Below are 15,074 nucleotides of genomic sequence, written 5' to 3'. Positions count from 1 at the left end.
AAATTCCTATTTTTTCCCTACTTTTATCATTGGAAAAGAAAGGTAAATAAAAAATGAAAAAAATCTTCATTATACTTCCACTCTTTTTGAGTGGATTTTTATTTTCTCAAAAAAAGCCTCAGAAAAAACCTGCCGGTAAAGCTGCAATTCCCGTAAAATTAAATTACCATGACGAATTCAAAAGGATCTCAGATGAAATTATGACCAACGGCAGGGCTTATGATAATCTTGGAGAACTCACAAAAGGGATCGGGCCACGTTTCAGCGCTACTCCCGGTTATGCGAAAGCAGCAGAATGGGCAGAAAAAAAATTCAAGGAAATTGGTATTGATATGATCTGGAGGCAGGAAGCCAAAGCTCCTGTCTGGATCAGGGGCAAAGAATCTTTACAGATAAAAACAGGAAATGGAGACTGGAAAAATATCAGAATGCTTTCTTTCGGGAACTCCGAAGGAACAGGCGGAAAAGACCTGACGGGCGAAGTTGTTTTAATTAATTCCACATCAGAGCTTAACGCAATGTCAATAGGCCAGTTGAAAGACAAAATAGTTTTTGTGAATGTGCCTATGGATCCAAAAATCATCAACACCAGCGACTCTTATTTACTGACGGCAAAATCAAAATTAATTTCTGCTTCTGTAATTTCCAAGACAGGCGCAAAAGCATTAATTATAAGATCACTAACAACTGCTAATGATGACACCCCTCATGCTAAAATGATTTATTACGAGCCGGATGATAAAGTTAAGATTCCGGCATTATCAATAGGCGTAAGATCAGCGGATGAATTGGAAAAAACACTAAAGAAACAAAAAGTTACGGCTAAAATTAACATGGCCGCCGAATCTAAAGGTGACACTACCAATCCCAATATTATTGCTGAAATTCAGGGTAAAAAAGATTCTAAAGTCATTGTTTTAGGTGCTCAGCTGGATTCATGGGATATTAGTGAAGGTGCTATTGATGATGGAACCGGAGTTGTTCAGTGTATCGAGGTTTTAAGAACATTGAAAGCTCTTGGATATGACAACAATCACACCATCAGGGTCGTTCTTTTTGCCAACAGTGAAAACGGAGGACAGGGCCGTGAGATGTATGCTGCTTATGTGAAAAAGAAAGAGGAAAAACATGTATTTGCTTTAGGAACAGATGCAGGAGGCTATTCTCCACGGGGGTTTTCTTTAGATATGTCTCCTCAGAGGAGAAGGCTGGTCTACCCCTGGAAAGAATATTTTCTTCCTTACGGAGTTTATGATTTCGACCAAACCGACGCAGTGCAGGACATTTCACCTTTAAAAAAACAGGATATTCCTTTAGCCGAACTTGTTGTAGACACCCAAAGATATTTTGATTACCATCATTCTGAACAGGATACTTTCGATAAGGTAAACAAAAGGGAGCTTCTTCTTGGAGCGGTTGTAATGACACAAATGATTTTTATGGTTGACAAAAACTGGTAATAAGAAAAAGTGAACCGCAGAAAATAATTTCCTACCACAATGACACAACTTATTGATATGACTGATAAAAATTGAAAACAATGAAAAAGATATTAGGAACCTCTTTATTAATTTTCGGAATGGTCGTTTTCGGGCAGACCAAAGAAGACTCTGTACAGTTCAGTAAAATATCCACGGAAATATTAAACCATGGGAAAGGCTATGAAGAGCTTAGAGACCTGACTAAAAATATCGGACACCGTTTGAGCGGTTCCAAAGCTTATGACCAATCTGTAAAATGGGCAGAACAGAAACTTCGTGAAGCAGGGGCCGATAAAGTATGGCTTCAGGAAGTGATGATTCCGGTCTGGGAAAGAGGGCAAGAGTCTCTACACATTAAAACTGCAGACGGAAAATGGAAAAGCCTGAAAATGCTTTCCCTTGGAAATTCTGAAGGTACGGGTGGAAAAGATGTCTGGGGAGAAATTATCATGGTAAAATCTATGGAAGAGTATGAAAAGCTTCCTGCAGAAAAGGTAAAAGATAAGATTGTATTCTTCAACTACCCTTTCAGCCAGTCTTTTGTAGAAACCTTCAGAGGTTATGGTGATGCTGCCAAATACAGGGTGAATGCTGCTTCTTTAACCGCCAAAAAAGGTGGAAAATTTGCCATTATCAGATCTTTATCCTCCGCATTTGATGACGTGCCCCACACAGGTGCCATGCGTTACGAAGACAAGATCCCCAAAGTGCCGGCTGCAGCTATCGGAAATACTACCGCTGATGAGCTGGAAACGTTATTAAAAAAACAAAAAGTTACCGCCAAGCTTAATTCCAACTGCGGAATGAAAGGCGAAAAGCTCTCTTACTCTGTAATTGGTGAGATCACAGGCAGGAAAGACAACAGTGTAATCGTTGTCGGCGGACACCTTGATTCCTGGGATGTGGGTGAAGGAGCTCATGATGATGGTGCCGGAATTGTACAAAGTATAGAGGTGTTAAGAACTTTCAAAAAGCTGGGCATCCAGAACAACCATACGATCAGGGTCATATGTTTTGCCAATGAAGAAAATGGTTTGAAAGGCGGTCTTCAGTACGGAAAATCTGTTAAAGACAAAAATGAAAAGCACCTTTTTGCCATAGAATCCGACGCAGGAGGTTTTGCCCCGAGAGGAATTGCCATGGAAATGGATGATGCCAAAAGAAACCAGATCAAAAGCTGGGCAAAATTATTCTTCCCTTACGGCGTTTATAACTTTGAAGGCATATATTCAGGAGCTGATATCTCTCCGCTTCAACAGATGGGCATACCTACAGCAGAACTCGTTCCGGATTCCCAGAGATATTTTGACATTCATCATACGGAAGAAGATACTTTTGAAAAAGTAAACAGAAGAGAACTTCTTTTAGGTGCAACTGCGATGACACAGCTTATTTATATGATTGATAAAAACTGGTAAAACATATCAGTTATTCTTAATTCTGCGTTCAGATAGGTCTTTTACAGATTTATCTGAACGCATTTTTATATTATTTTTTAATGTCCGCAGATCCGGCAGATAACGCAGGATTTTTATTCAGGAATAAAATCCGTGATTTCTGAAACTATAACCTTTATGTATAATGCATTGATGCCAGACATCTGCAGGCCACATTCAATTGAGCAAAATCACTTCATTGCTTTTTTTTAAAACATTTTATTATTCTTTTATACCTAAACTGATAAAGAAAACTTTTCCATGCATGTCTGAAACCTCCTCCCGATTCCCAGTTAATATCAAATCTTTCATCCTCAGAAGCGTAAGGCGGCAAAGCAATTTCAGGCATTAAATACATTAAGAGCAAACAAAAACTCACTTTGGCATGAAATTGGTTGCTAAAAATAACGAAAAAAAATTATTAAAAGCACAAAGATGAAAAGGTTTTCTGCGGATTTTCAGTTTCCGCTGAGCCGGATTAAGGCGGTTCCCATATTTTTAATATGATCCTTTTTCTTTAGATGCCGTATGCGCAGGAAAAGATAGTTCCCAGTCAATTCCATTACGATGAATGCAGTGTACGGTATCATAAAGCTCATGAATCACCATACTGATTCAATATTGCTTTTAACATAACCAGGAAGCATTAAGCTGCCTTGGTACAAAATAATCATACTGTCTTTGAGATCATGACCTTAGCCGAGTTCACCATGATCATAAGCCTGCTGATAAATAACGGAAATAGATTCCGGACTGTTCTATGGAAGAACGGAAAAAAGATGTATAACCCTTAAAAAGTGATTAATGATGAGAGACTTTTTTGAAATGATTTTTAAGAGAAATGAAGATGCTGCCAAAATGCACATCTGGAGCCTTGTGCTTCTTTTGAGTTTTGCTGTGTTTTCGGTATTGGTATACGCTGCCAATCCAAGTTTTAACAGCTTAGTTGTTTACCTGACCGCATTTGCGGCTTATTTAGGCTTTGGATTGATATTCATCAGTTCTTTAGCCGGAAAAATAAATTATTCATCAAGAATGAACAAAGGCAGAAACCTGTAACTTTAATTCTTATTTTACTGAAAAACCCCGCTCAATAAACTTGAGCGGGGTTTTTATGAGTATGCTTTTTCAGAATACATTATTATCATTCACTTGCTATTGAACTCCAGCACTTACTTTCTCATCCCTTCAGGTATTCTTTTTTTTCCAGTTTCATTTCCATTACTTTTCCTTCCCTTTTTATTTTCAGATCAATAATATCCTTCCCTTTTTCCGCCTTGTTGAGGAAATAGTAGCAGGCACTTTCTTTATTAAGATTATCAAGATTCACATCATTGATCCTGATGATAGAATCACCGACTTTCAATGGAAAATTGGCCTCCTGATAAACCAGAGCAACGGTTGGCTGAGCATCAATGAAGCGGTATCCGAACCCGAAAGATTCCAGCTTGACCGTTTCATTTTTAATGCGTTTCATGTAAATCTTATTTCCGGACCAGTCGAGAATGAAAACAAAGTTTTTGAAAAAGTCATTTCCGATTAAGTTTGAACCTCCGGTATTGGCAATTTCATTGGAAAAACTTCTATTTCCCAATGGGAGTTCCGGAAGTCTGAAAATATAGCCGGGTGCAGGTTTTCCTGCTCCATAAGCGCCTACAGAATTGGTTCCGTAAACTTCCACACTTTGTCCTGCTTTTTTCGGATCATAACGGCTCTCTCCTACTTTAAGCCTTCCTGAAAAGCCTGTATCGAAGGCAAGTTCTGTTTTTTTGTCTAAAATTTTAGTTTTAACAATCGGTGTTTTCTGGATTTTCGGATCGAAAGGAATCACAATATCATATCCGGTCAGGTCAAACTGTGAAAGATTTTCTGCGGCTTCCAGGGAATTCCCTTCATAATTAACCTTCCAGACCAGCTTAGCCATTTGGTTGGCTCCCAGGATGCCATCCATTTTAAAGCAGTTTAATTCTGAGGCTCCGAAATCCATGACAATGGCTCCCACATTTTTAAAAACAGCTTTATCTACGATCATTTCCGGCAGAATAGTAAAGATCTGTTCCTGTTTATTCTTCTGGGAATCCTTTACTTTACTGGAATGCTTTTTCTTCAGACCCAATTCTTCATAAATGGCAGAAGAAATCACAGTGGGTGCACCGGTATCAAATAAAAAGTTATATGATTTTCCGTTGATCATGACCTGAACAAAGGGAAGATCATACGCGAATTTCATATTGATCTTCTCTATCGGAGCCTGAAGCTTCACTTCCCCACTTTCAAAAAATTTCTTTCCCTGAGCGGAAAATGTAAGGGCAGAAAACACCAGGAGCGTATAGAGGATTTTTTTCATGTATATAATTTGTACACGAAAATAATGTTTTTTCGTTAATTAAATTACTCCGCAGTTAACAAAACAAAAAAGCCATCCTTACGGACGGCTTTGATATGATAAAGTGTTCAGTTATTTCACTTTTACAAGCTCAACATCGAAAATTAACCATGCATTTGGCGGGATAACCCCTCCTGCTCCTCTTTCTCCGTAACCCATTGCCGGCGGAATTAATAGAGTAGCAGTTTCACCTTCTTTAAGCAACAGGATTCCTTCATCCCATCCTTTGATTACTCTTCCCATTCCGATTGGAATTTCGATAGGCTCGTTTCTTTTGAATGAAGAATCGAATTCAGTACCGTCTACCAGTTTACCAGCATAGTGAACAGATACGTTATCTCCTGCTTTCGGAACTTTCCCATCTGCCGTTTTTGTGATTTTATAGTAAAGACCTGATTCTGTTTTCTGCATTCCAGCTTTCAGGTTTTCTACCATTTTCTCCTGGTTAGCTTTGAATTCTTCTTCTTTTTTCTTTCTTTCTGCTTCTTCTTTAGCAATAAAAGCCTTGTTGTTTTCCGCAATTTTAGCTTTTCCTTCGTTGAAAGTTTTTGCTGCATCGTAGTTTTTATACTCATCACCTTTGCTGAATACAGAAACTTTTTCTAATACAATATCAGTTTTAGGTTTATCCTGAGCTCCTTTTTCAACATTAGCAATAGCATCAATCACATCTTCTCCTTTTACTACTTTTCCGAAGATTGTGTGTCTTCCGTCTAACCAGGGAGTAGCTACTTCAGTGATGAAGAACTGAGAACCATTGGTATTAGGACCTGAATTCGCCATAGAAAGAATTCCTTTTCCTGTATGTTTAAGGTCATTCTTTTCATCTTCAAATTTATATCCCGGATCTCCCATTCCTGTTCCCTGAGGATCACCTCCCTGAATCATGAAATCTTTGATTACTCTATGGAAGATGGTTCCGTCATAATAAGGAACTCCTTTAGCCTTAGCCTTGTTGTCAATTTTCCCTTCTGCAAGCCCGATAAAATTGGCTACAGTTACTGGTGCCTTTTTGTCTTCAAACTTCACGATCAGATTTCCTTTAGAAGTCTGAAGATTAGCATAAAGTCCGTTGTTAAGACCTTCGAAAGTTTCTTTGTCTACGTTCATTTTTTTATAAATTGGGGTACAACTCATCAGCGAAATACTTGCCGCTGCCAGAATTATATTCTTGTTAAACAATTTCATTATTTATAGCGCTTTTAATTTTATGATTAAGGGTATGTCATTATCTATTTTCTTTTCATCTCCAAAAGTTCCGTAGGCCAGTGAAGATGGTACCAAAAGCGTTACTTCTTCCCCATTACGCATAAAACGCAAAGCATTCTCTACCGCTTTCAGTTCATCAAAATGTCCGAATCTGGCGTCTCTTCTCACAAAAGGTTCATCATAGATCTTTGTCTGATCGAAATCGTAAAGATCGTAAGAGTAAGAAATAAAGGTATCATCGGCTCTTTTTTCTCTCTGATCAAAACCTTCTACCGTTACCCAGTAATTAAGCTGTGTAGGGTAATATTTTACAGACTGACCACTGATCCAATCCTGGATCTGCCCCCTTTCAATGGTATTCAGGTTTTTCATCCTGTTTTTGGAAATATCAAGGTCTTTCTGGCTTAAAACACCCCCAACAGGAGGGTGAACCGTCTGTGCATTCCTGTTACAGCTTAACAGACTTACTGCTGATATGAAGAAGAGTAATTTTTTCATAAACTTTTGCGAAAATACACATTTCGGGAATCAATTACAAAACTTGAAGGAGAAATGTATAAAGTAAATGAATCAAATAAAAAAAGCCGGGAATTTCCCGGCTTTTATATCGTTATTCAATTAAAATTAAACGGTTTCCAAAGCGTGATCTACCATCACTCTCCATCCGAAAGGATCTTCAGAAAGGTTGTTTTGTAGGTCTACAAGGTCTTTTTTAAGAATAGCTGCATAACTTTCTTCATCAGATAATTTTGGAAGCTCCAGTTTCTTGCCTTCATATCCTAAAGCCTGGAATACGGTAGTTACTACAGCAGTACCTACTCCCCAAACTTCTTTCAGAGTTCCATTTTTCTGAGCTTCGATTACTGTTTTTACTGCTACAGGCTCAACTTTCACTTCAATTCCTCTTCTCTTAGCCAATTGAATAAAGCTGTCTCTTGTAACCCCGTCAAGAATTTTCTCAGAAGTTGGCGGTGTATAGATGGTATCATTAATTCTTACGAATACATTCATAGTTCCACTTTCCTCGAAATATTCGTGGGTAGCATCATCAGTCCAGATAATCTGCTCATAACCTTCTTCAATAGCCAGCTGTGTAGGATAGAAAGAAGCGGCATAGTTTCCTGCTGCTTTAGCTGAACCTACTCCTCCGTTGGCTGCTCTTGAATAGTGGTCGGAGATTTTTACAGAAACAGGCTCTGCATAATAACTCTTCGCCGGAGTTGCTACAATAGCAAACATATATTTATTAGCTACTCTTGCTTTCAGAGCTTCTTCTGTAGCGAAGATCAATGGTCTGATATATAAAGACATTCCTTCACCCTGCGGAATCCAGTCTCTGTCCATATCCACTAATGCTTTTAACCCACCTAAAAACATTTCTTCAGTTACTTCAGGCATAGCAAGACGTTTCGCTGACTTGTTGATACGTTCAAAATTCTTTTCAGGCCTGAAAAGGAAAACCTGCCCGTCTTTGTCTTTGTAGGCTTTCATACCCTCAAAACAAGCTTGTCCATAGTTTACTCCCATCATGGCAGGTGTAAATGGTATAGGACCGTAAGGAACTAATTTTACATCACCCCATTTTCCGTTTTCATACTCACATATGATCATGTGATCGATAAAAGTACTTCCAAATGAAAAATCGTTAGGGTTGAATGTAGAAATTCTGGAGTTTTCAGTTTTTTGAATTATCATTTTTTAAAATTTTTACGATGTTCCACAAATTTAATATAATTTTCTAAATATAAAAATTTTAGAGTAAATTTGACAAAAAAATAGCTTGAAAAGAGAAATTAAGACCACAAACGACGGTAGTAAAACATTGTTTATCAATGAGTTAAATGAAAACTATCATTCTCACCACGGAGCCCTTCAGGAAGCAAAACACGTGTTTATCAAAAATGGATTAAATTTAGTAAATGATTGCGAAATTAATATTTTAGAACTCGGTTTTGGAACAGGTTTGAATGTTTTAGTGACAATTAATGCATATTTAAAAACTGACAAAAATCATGTCATCAATTATTTTTCGCTCGAAAAATATCCCATAAATGAATCCGAAGTTAACGATTTAGCCTATTTTGAACTTTTTGATAACCCGGAGTTCAAAAATATTTATCAGAAAATTCATCTGGCAGAGTGGGAAAATTCAGTTGAAATCATTAGTGGATTCAACTTAAAAAAGATAGAATGTGATTTTTTTGACCTGAAAAGCATAGATCTGCCCAAAATCAACCTTGTTTATTTCGATTGCTTCGGAGCAAGAGTACAGCCCGACCTCTGGGAAAAACCTCTATTCGAAATGGTTTCCGACAAAATGGCCGTTAACGGATTATTAACAACCTATTCATCTAAAGGAAGTGTCAGAAGAATTCTTCAGGAACTCAACTTTAACGTAGAGAAAAAACAGGGACCTCCCGGAAAAAGAGAAATGATCAATGCTGTGAAACAGTAGATGAAACGAAAGGCAAAGAACTAAAAACAGGCACACAGACTGGTTTTACCCGTTCTCATCTTTGTTCTTTCCACATATTTCCTTACATTAGCTATACAAAACGTTATATATGATTGACAAAATCAACATTAGGGTATACGCATGTGCTGTGAAAGATAAAAAAGTCCTGACTCTGTTTGAAGAGTACGCCGGTGAACCCTTAATGAAGTTTCCGGGTGGCGGACTGGAATTTGGCGAGGGAGTACTTGAATGTCTTCACCGTGAGTTTGATGAAGAATTAAATGTAAAGATTGAAGTCGTAGAGCATTTTTATACGCAGGAAGATTTCCTGGTTTCACGTTTCAGAGACAACGAACAGCTTCTTACCATATATTATATAGTGAATATTACCAATGAAGAAGATTTCCTGATCCTGGATCCATGCATTGAACGGACAGAATGGATTGATATTGATCAGCCGGATAATCCTTTTCAACTGCCGATAGATAAAATTGTATTCAACAAATTAAAAGAAAAATTCCTGTAACATTTACAGGAATTTTTTATGACTTTATTTTTTGATCTTAAAATCGCTCGCCCCCGGATATGGCTGCAGATAACCTGAGTTCCAGTTGGACTGAAGCAGGGATTCCACAAACTCATCCGTTCTGTTTTTATGCGGGTTATACTGGTCTTTAAGGTCAATATCTGCCATCTTTCCTTTTACGTTCCACCAGAAAGCGCTCCATCCTCCTCTAAGTTCTTTAATGATCTCATATACATTTTTGCCTGTTGCCCTGTTCATCAGCTTGGCAAACACCTGTCCTTCGGTTGTAGTAAGGTCTCTCAATTGCTTTTCATACTGGTCGGCAAGCATGCTCTGCCTTTCTCTTACAAACTTTCTTTTAGCTTTGCTGTCCATATCATTCATATCAGCCTGTATATCTCTGTACTGCTGTAAAGCAGTTATAAAAAGAGGATATACCCTGTACAGCTTCTTATTAAGGAAGTAATAATAATTCTTATCCAACTGGTTATTAAATCTCGGCTTATTGACCAAAACCAACTCATCAAGCTCTACAACGGGCTCACCGTTTACTTCAAATATCTTTACCTTCTGCTTTTCGTCATAGTAATATTTATTACCAAACTCATCTACTTTTAAAGATTCAGGCGGGTACTGGTTGAGTGGTTTCGCAATAACAGAATCCTTCTGGCCAAAAATACTGATTCCAAAAAAGAAGATAAAAAGGCAGATAATCTTACTAAAATTCATTATTTTTACACTTATAAGAACAAAAATTGAACGCAAAAATCATTCCTTTTTATGAAATTTGAAAAGAAATCTTTGAAATTTTTAGAAAAATATTTAAACACATCATCCCCAACCGGTTATGAGCACAGAGGTCAGGAAATCTGGATGGATTATATCAGGCCTTATGTAGATAAGATTGAAGTGGATCATTATGGAACCTGCTACGGAATCATCAACCCTGAAGCTGAATTTAAAGTAGTTATTGAAGCACATGCGGATGAAATTTCCTGGTACGTTAATTATATTACGGACGACGGACTTATCTATGTCATCCGAAACGGAGGATCTGACCAGACAATTGCACCTTCAAAAGTTGTTCACATCCATGGTGAAAAAGGAATCGTAAAAGGGGTATTCGGATGGCCTGCAATCCACACCAGAGCCAACCAGAACGAACCTACTCCAAAAATTGAGAATATTTTCATTGACTGTGGTGCTGTTACTAAAAAAGAGGTGGAAGATATGGGGATATATGTAGGCTGCATGATCACTTACCCGGATGAATTTTTCGAGATGAATGACCGGTATTTTGTATGCAGGGCACTGGATAACAGAATCGGAGGCTTCATGATTGCTGAAGTAGCAAGGCTTTTAAAGGAAAATAAGAAAACGATCCCTTTCGGACTCTATATTACCAATTCTGTACAGGAAGAAGTAGGTCTGTATGGTGCCGATATGATTGCAGATACCATCAAGCCCAATATTGCTATCGTAACTGATGTTACCCACGATACCACAACGCCTATGATTGAGAAAAAGAAAGAAGGCGACCAGAAGTGCGGTGACGGACCTGTAGTTTTCTTTGCACCGAGCATTCATCATACCATCAGGGAATTAATTATAGAAACTGCGAAAAATAAAAAAATACCCTTCCAGAGAGCCGCAGCAAGCAGATCTACAGGAACAGACACTGACGCATTTGCCCATTCCAACGGCGGAGTACCAAGTGCATTAATTTCCTTACCTTTGCGCTATATGCATACAACGGTAGAAATGGTGTCTAAAGAAGATGTGGGCAATGTGATCAGGCTGATCTACGAAACACTTCTTAAGATCACGCCGGAGATGAAGCTGAAGTATCATTAAAATGAAAAAATATCTTTAAAAGCTAGAAATCTAAGTAAAAGTATAAAAAGTAAAAATGAAAACGAAGCTTATTGCTCCTTCCCTTTTATCTGCAGACTTTGGGAATCTGCAAAGAGACATTGAAATGCTGAACAGATCTCAGGCCGACTGGTTACATGTTGACGTAATGGACGGCAGGTTTGTTCCTAACATTTCGTTCGGCTTTCCTGTTATGAAGACCATTCAGCAGCACGCTAAAAAGTTTGTTGATGTTCATCTTATGATTGTGGAACCTGAAAAATACGTTGATGAATTCATCGACCATGGTGCTGATCTTGTTTCTGTACATTATGAAGCATGCACCCATCTTCACCGAACAATTCATCATATTCAGAGCAGAGGAGCAAAAGCAGGGGTTGTCCTGAATCCTTCCACTCCGGTACTTATGCTTGAAGACATTATTGCAGATGTGGATCTTGTTCTTTTAATGAGTGTGAATCCTGGATTCGGAGGCCAGAAATTCATTGAAAACACATACAAGAAAATTGCGGAAACAAAAGACCTTATCTTAAGCAACAACTCCACCGCTCTTATTGAGATTGATGGCGGAGTGAATCTGGATAATGCTTCTAAACTTTTCGAAGCCGGAGCCGATGTTCTGGTAGCCGGAAATGCTGTATTTTCTACAGAAAATCCGGAAAGAACCATTGAACTTTTAAAGATTTAAAAGAACCTGAATACAAAAAACAGAAAAGGCAGTTCCATTGAGCTGCCTTTTCCTTTGAAAAATATGGTTATTAGTCTACCTGTTGAAAATTAAAGCTTAAGTCACCTCCGTTATAATCCAGTGAAGTCGTCGTTGGGAATGTCTGAGCCGTACCACTTCTCCATTTATATTCCCAAAATTTGATATTTCCCGCAGTGATTGGATATGCAGCATTGCTGTTATCCGGCTTTGCTTTTTTATACCAATCATTGGAATTCATGGTAATTACATATTTTTTATCTTTTTCCAATGCCAGTTCTGCAATACCTTTCGTGATCAAAGTGTTAGGAGCCGTCACATTGACCGTTTCCGTTCTTAGTACTGTTTTAGTGGTATAATCCCAGAATGTCACCCTTAGATTTGGATTAGCATCAGGAAGTTTAATGGTTATTGCACTGATTTTCCCTTTTACATTTGCAGAGAAGGCAAGCCCAAATTCATAATCACCAGAGTTTATAAAATTCGTTGTATTCGTAAAGCCTGCCATTTCATGGTATTTATCCAAGGGGTTTTCTACCGCATAAGTTACCGGTTGTGGAATAGGCTCATCATCATCTTTGCTGCAGCTTGTTATGGAAAAAACCGCAATAAGAGCTAATGGAGCGTAAAACTTTTTAAGAGATAACCATCTCGTACCGAAAAAATCTTCTAAATGTTTCATTGGTTTTGATTTTAATTATGATTAGGACAAAGGTCACTATAAACCAATGACTGCCTTACAGGAAAAACACTGTTTATGACAGGTTATTACACTCTATTTGAAACATCATGAAACTAAAACCCGAAAAAAGACAGCCCATCCGGACTGCCTTTCTTCTCTGTGGAATATGAAATTCGTTGGTTATCAGAATTTACGCTTTAAACTTTTAATACTTAAATCTATTACTGTTGTTGATGTAAATTTCAACATAAAAACATATACCATGCATCCGTATAAATACGTAATTCATCAGTTACGTATTTATACGGAGTCAATTTTAAATCTCTTTATTCCAGATACAGGCACAGACCGCCAGAACGATACTTATGACAGAGAAAACAGTTCTGATATTATTCAAAAAATTCCATCTGTTTTCAAAAGCTTCACGCATCTTCTTCATTGCATCGGCAGATGATCCGGCACTATCAAACTTATCCAGTATATCATTCAGGGGAACATTCCCGGCAACCGTGACTCCGAATACTCCAATCAGATAGGAAGCAGATGCCAGCAGAAGAAGGATAAATACAGGCTGCTGCCCGCGAAAAAGAAAAGCAGTCACCGGAAGCAGTACCGCTGTTCCGATAAAGCTCACAAAAAATACCGGGTTCAGAATTTCCCGGTTAATACTCTGCATAGCTTTCAGATATTCTGAATCCGAAAGCTTTCCCAATCCCAGAACCACAGAACAGGAATATGCATAGAAAAGCCCTGCAATTAAAGCTGTAAGTACTGTTGCAGTTATTAAAAATACCGTTGTCATTTTCATTTATTTTGATTAAGGATGTACAAAGGATTAGTAGGGATTCCATTTTTTGATGATATTCCTGGCTGTTTCTATCATTTCGGCGTCCCATTTCTGCACATCGAAATAGCTGAAATTTTCATTTTTAAAAGACGTAATATCACTATTCCCATATAAAAGCCTGGTCAGTTTTGTCTGTTCATGATAGAGCAAGTGATCTTCCAGCGGCACTGAAGAGATACATTCCTTTCTGTTCCATACAGTCTTATTTCCGGCTGGAAACCAGGAATCTTCAATTATTTTTTTAGTTCTGACAAAATCATTGAAAAAAGCTTCTTTTTCCATAGTTGTATTCAGGGTATGCCCCAGCCTTTCAATAATGATGTATTCCAGGTTGGGGCATCGGGAAAGCACTTGAGGCAATACAGCCAGTACTTCTTCAGGAATTGCATCATCATGAGTATCTCTTCTGACCGGCTCCTTTCGGTATACACTTTCCTGCCAGCTACCTCCGGAAAGGTGAATTTCCTTTACTTTTTCAAGGGGGTACATGGCAACAATATCTACAATATCAATGTCAAAATTACAGGACTGGCAGTAGATGTTATGAAGATCCAGAATGAGGAAACCTTCTACATCTTCAATCAGTTTTTCCAGAAATATTCCCTGCTCCCTGACATCATCCGCTGAAAATGAAAAAGCGAGGTTTTCAACTCCCACAGGAATCTCTACAGCAGCCTGTAAATGTGCCAGTCTGTCTTTTCCAATCTGCAGTATCCGGGAATGTAACGGAACTGGCAGAGGAACGCCCTGGTGATAGTTTTCGGTATTCATAAAACCGAAATGTTCCGTAATATGATTGTATTTTCTTCTTTGAGTTTCTTTCTTTAATTTTTCCAGCCATACCTCCTGCCGTTCTGTCCACCGGGCATCAAAAAGAGAATAGTAGACACCGTGTCCCAGCAGGCGGCTGTTTTCTGCATAAAAATCCAAAAGACCCCTGAGCCATTCCGGCTCAAGAACATGCTCAACTGTATCAAAGGACCATTCCAGCACAGCCACTGACTGATCCTGCAACAATGGGAGTATTGCGGAAACAAAATCTGCTTCCGGCATCATCGATAGTCCCAGGAGAGGCTTTTTCATAGATTATCCCATTCCGCAGGCCGGACAATATCCTCCTCTTTTAAGAAGGGTATCTTTCTTTACAATTACTTTAGGTTCGGCAGCCTTTACCGGTTTTGGTGTTTCTGCTTTTTTAATTTTCTTAACTGGTTTGTTTATTTTTCTCACTGGTTTTGTTGTCTGCGCAGACACGCCCACAGCTAATAAACCCGCCATTACAATCATTGGAATTTTCATATTCTATTTTTTTTAGAAACTTACAAGAAGTATTCCATTTATCACTTCGTTAAAAATACAATATTTTATTATTCAATATTTCAGATTTTCATGTATAAATCCAGCACTTTCATTAATCACCATAACATTTACTTCTTTTATCCCAAAAAGTTTGCTCTTCTTTATTATTTTAGCA

The 15,074-nt window shown here is 38.1% G+C and carries 16 protein-coding genes; 7 read left to right on the top strand and 9 right to left on the bottom strand.

The window, feature by feature from the left end; genetic code table 11:
• The first annotated feature begins 53 nt into the window (after positions 1–53).
• The 3 genes from AOB46_RS10430 (at position 54) to AOB46_RS10420 (ending at position 3,976) form a co-directional block, all read left to right on the top strand.
• Positions 54–1,460 (top strand): M28 family peptidase, encoded by a 1,407-nt coding sequence (locus AOB46_RS10430; RefSeq protein WP_062699038.1) that lies wholly within the window; start codon positions 54–56, stop codon positions 1,458–1,460.
• Positions 1,461–1,540: 80 nt separating this feature from the next.
• Positions 1,541–2,899 (top strand): M20/M25/M40 family metallo-hydrolase, encoded by a 1,359-nt coding sequence (locus AOB46_RS10425; RefSeq protein ID WP_062699036.1) that lies wholly within the window; start codon positions 1,541–1,543, stop codon positions 2,897–2,899.
• Between the two features lie 822 nt (positions 2,900–3,721).
• Positions 3,722–3,976 (top strand): hypothetical protein, encoded by a 255-nt coding sequence (locus AOB46_RS10420; protein WP_131724352.1) that lies wholly within the window; start codon positions 3,722–3,724, stop codon positions 3,974–3,976.
• Positions 3,977–4,097: 121 nt separating this feature from the next.
• Here AOB46_RS10420 and AOB46_RS10415 read toward each other — a convergent pair whose 3' ends face one another.
• The 4 genes from AOB46_RS10415 to AOB46_RS10400 form a co-directional block, all read right to left on the bottom strand.
• Positions 4,098–5,264 (bottom strand): retropepsin-like aspartic protease, encoded by a 1,167-nt coding sequence (locus tag AOB46_RS10415; RefSeq protein ID WP_062699032.1) that lies wholly within the window; start codon positions 5,262–5,264, stop codon positions 4,098–4,100.
• Between the two features lie 111 nt (positions 5,265–5,375).
• A complete protein-coding gene (locus tag AOB46_RS10410; protein WP_241489195.1) occupies positions 5,376–6,413 on the bottom strand; it encodes a peptidylprolyl isomerase in 1,038 nt (345 codons plus the stop codon).
• An 81-nt stretch (positions 6,414–6,494) separates the two neighbouring features.
• Positions 6,495–7,010 (bottom strand): FKBP-type peptidyl-prolyl cis-trans isomerase, encoded by a 516-nt coding sequence (locus AOB46_RS10405; protein ID WP_062699027.1) that lies wholly within the window; start codon positions 7,008–7,010, stop codon positions 6,495–6,497.
• A 126-nt stretch (positions 7,011–7,136) separates the two neighbouring features.
• Positions 7,137–8,207, bottom strand: a complete 1,071-nt coding sequence (locus AOB46_RS10400) for a branched-chain amino acid aminotransferase (RefSeq protein ID WP_062699025.1) — start codon at positions 8,205–8,207, stop codon at positions 7,137–7,139.
• A gap of 85 nt (positions 8,208–8,292) precedes the next feature.
• On the opposite strand from AOB46_RS10400, the gene mnmD reads away from it, so the two are divergent.
• Together mnmD and AOB46_RS10390 are read left to right on the top strand one after the other, a co-directional pair.
• Complete coding sequence (gene mnmD / locus AOB46_RS10395) at positions 8,293–8,967, top strand: tRNA (5-methylaminomethyl-2-thiouridine)(34)-methyltransferase MnmD (RefSeq protein ID WP_062699023.1); 675 nt, start codon at positions 8,293–8,295, stop codon at positions 8,965–8,967.
• A gap of 109 nt (positions 8,968–9,076) precedes the next feature.
• A complete protein-coding gene (locus AOB46_RS10390; RefSeq protein ID WP_062699021.1) occupies positions 9,077–9,493 on the top strand; it encodes an NUDIX hydrolase in 417 nt (138 codons plus the stop codon).
• 24 nt (positions 9,494–9,517) lie between these two features.
• Here AOB46_RS10390 and AOB46_RS10385 read toward each other — a convergent pair whose 3' ends face one another.
• Positions 9,518–10,222, bottom strand: coding sequence for a DUF4294 domain-containing protein (locus tag AOB46_RS10385; RefSeq protein WP_062699019.1), 705 nt, complete (start codon positions 10,220–10,222; stop codon positions 9,518–9,520).
• 51 nt (positions 10,223–10,273) lie between these two features.
• Between AOB46_RS10385 and AOB46_RS10380 the strand changes: the two genes are divergently transcribed.
• Both AOB46_RS10380 and rpe read left to right on the top strand, forming a co-directional pair.
• The gene (locus tag AOB46_RS10380) at positions 10,274–11,347 is read left to right on the top strand and encodes a M28 family peptidase (RefSeq protein WP_062699018.1); all 1,074 of its coding nucleotides are present in this window, start codon (positions 10,274–10,276) and stop codon (positions 11,345–11,347) included.
• A 55-nt stretch (positions 11,348–11,402) separates the two neighbouring features.
• Complete coding sequence (gene rpe, locus AOB46_RS10375; RefSeq protein WP_062699017.1) at positions 11,403–12,053, top strand: ribulose-phosphate 3-epimerase; 651 nt, start codon at positions 11,403–11,405, stop codon at positions 12,051–12,053.
• 70 nt (positions 12,054–12,123) lie between these two features.
• Here rpe and AOB46_RS10370 read toward each other — a convergent pair whose 3' ends face one another.
• From AOB46_RS10370 to AOB46_RS10355, 4 genes are all read right to left on the bottom strand, one after another.
• Positions 12,124–12,753, bottom strand: coding sequence for a DUF4082 domain-containing protein (locus AOB46_RS10370; protein WP_062699015.1), 630 nt, complete (start codon positions 12,751–12,753; stop codon positions 12,124–12,126).
• A gap of 316 nt (positions 12,754–13,069) precedes the next feature.
• Complete coding sequence (locus tag AOB46_RS10365) at positions 13,070–13,555, bottom strand: DUF1772 domain-containing protein (RefSeq protein ID WP_241489191.1); 486 nt, start codon at positions 13,553–13,555, stop codon at positions 13,070–13,072.
• A gap of 33 nt (positions 13,556–13,588) precedes the next feature.
• Positions 13,589–14,683 (bottom strand): DUF692 family multinuclear iron-containing protein, encoded by a 1,095-nt coding sequence (locus AOB46_RS10360; protein ID WP_062699011.1) that lies wholly within the window; start codon positions 14,681–14,683, stop codon positions 13,589–13,591.
• Positions 14,684–14,686: 3 nt separating this feature from the next.
• The gene (locus AOB46_RS10355) at positions 14,687–14,899 is read right to left on the bottom strand and encodes a hypothetical protein (protein WP_062699009.1); all 213 of its coding nucleotides are present in this window, start codon (positions 14,897–14,899) and stop codon (positions 14,687–14,689) included.
• Between the last annotated feature and the right edge of the window lie 175 nt (positions 14,900–15,074).

The sequence above is a fragment of the Chryseobacterium indologenes genome, from assembly GCF_001295265.1.
In the GTDB taxonomy this organism is placed as follows: Bacteria; Bacteroidota; Bacteroidia; order Flavobacteriales; family Weeksellaceae; genus Chryseobacterium; species Chryseobacterium indologenes_A.
The sequence above is the reverse complement of the archived record's forward strand: the minus strand, read 5'-3'. Positions and strand labels throughout refer to the sequence as shown.